Below are 1,384 nucleotides of genomic sequence, written 5' to 3'. Positions count from 1 at the left end.
CGCTTCTGGCCGGTCTTGGGGTCGGTCCACTCCTGGGATCCGTCGGCGAGCCCCACGAAGTTGCGCACGGTCTTCGGCGCGTGGTTCGGGAAGAGCTCGATGCGGATGTCGCCCTGGTTGGTGTGCAGCGTCGCGTAGGTGGTCACGGCGGAATCCTCGCACGGGCCCGCGCCCGCCCGCCCCCCGACGTCCCACCGGCGCGGTTTCCGGAGGGGGCCGCCGACCGGCCGGGTGCGGTTCAGGGAGTACGGCGGGCGCGGTCGAACGGGCCGCGGCTGCCCACGGCGGCGTCGGCCACGACCGTGGCGATCCGGCGCGCCCGCGTCTCGGGCTTCTTGGCCTGCAGGACGAGCTCGAGCAGCCCGCGCTTCACCGACCGCGGGAACGCGTCCCACGTCGCACGCGCAGCTGGGTCGGCGTCGAGGGCCGCCACGAGATCGGGCGGCTCGACGAGGTTCTCGACGTCGTCGAGCTTGGCCCAGCTGCCGTCGACGCGCGCCGCCTCGATCACCGCGCTGCCGCGGGGGAGGAGCAGTCCGGACTCCTCGAGCCGCGCGACGCGCTCCTTGTTGGGCCGCGACCAGCCGCTCCCGTTCTTGCGCGGTGCGCACCAGAGCATGCCTCGCTCGGCGTCCAAGGTGCCGGCCGTGCTGTCGACCCAGCCGACGCAGAGCAGCTCCTCGACCACGTCGTTGTAGGGCACGGCCGGTCGGCCGGTGGCCCTCCTCCACGAGGCGACCCACGCCCCGGCGCCGTCGTCCTGGTGCGCGGCGAGCCACCTCCGGAGCTGCTGCCGCGTCTCGGGCTGCACGTAGCGCCGTCCGTCGGGTGCGGTGCCCTCGGCGGCGGCGTCCGTCATGCCGTACATCCTGCGGCGCCACGGGCTGGTAGGCATGCGGACATGGAGATCCGGGCGCTGGGCGCCGACGACCGGCCCGCGGCGGCACGGCTGCTCACGCGCGCGTTCCTCGACGAGCCGTACGTGATCGAGCAGTACGGCGAGGACCGCGTACGGCGCGAGGCCCTGCTGGGCCAGCACTACGCCGAGGAGGACCCGACCCGCTTCGAGGTGCTGCTGGCTGCGTACGACGGCAGCGACCTGCTCGGCCTGCTCGAGGGCTCGATGCCCGGGCGGTGCCTGGCCTGCACGCGGCAGGCGGACGCGCCGCGCCCCGACGCACCCGAGGACGCGCTGGAGTGGGAGTTCCGCACCAACCAGGCCGAGGCGCACGCCACCCAGGACGAGCACGCGTGGGTGGGCAAGCTGGGCGTCGACCCTGAGGCGCAGGGGCGCGGCGTGGGCCCCGCGCTGCTGGCGGCGTTCGCCGAGCACGTGCGGGCCGACGGCGGACGCCTCGTGCTGCTCGAGTGCCAGCCGCACCGT

3 protein-coding genes are annotated in these 1,384 nt (G+C 75.0%); 1 reads left to right on the top strand and 2 read right to left on the bottom strand.

The window, feature by feature from the left end; all coding sequences use genetic code 11:
• Both ACFQGU_RS17835 and ACFQGU_RS17830 read right to left on the bottom strand, forming a co-directional pair.
• On the bottom strand, nt 1-146 hold a 146-nt coding region (locus tag ACFQGU_RS17835), incomplete at its 3' end, for a peptidylprolyl isomerase (RefSeq protein ID WP_386769047.1).
• 92 nt (nt 147-238) lie between these two features.
• Nucleotides 239-859 carry a YdeI/OmpD-associated family protein gene (locus ACFQGU_RS17830; RefSeq protein ID WP_386769046.1) on the bottom strand — a complete coding sequence of 207 codons (621 nt, stop codon included), beginning with the start codon at nt 857-859 and terminating at the stop codon, nt 239-241.
• Nucleotides 860-901: 42 nt separating this feature from the next.
• Between ACFQGU_RS17830 and ACFQGU_RS17825 the strand changes: the two genes are divergently transcribed.
• Nucleotides 902-1,384: GNAT family N-acetyltransferase (locus ACFQGU_RS17825; protein WP_386769045.1), on the top strand; the 483-nt coding region annotated here is incomplete at its 3' end.

The sequence above is a fragment of the Longivirga aurantiaca genome (genome assembly GCF_042660085.1).
In the GTDB taxonomy this organism is placed as follows: Bacteria; Actinomycetota; Actinomycetes; order S36-B12; family CAIYMF01; genus Longivirga; species Longivirga aurantiaca.
This window is presented reverse-complemented; position numbering and strand designations above follow the sequence as displayed.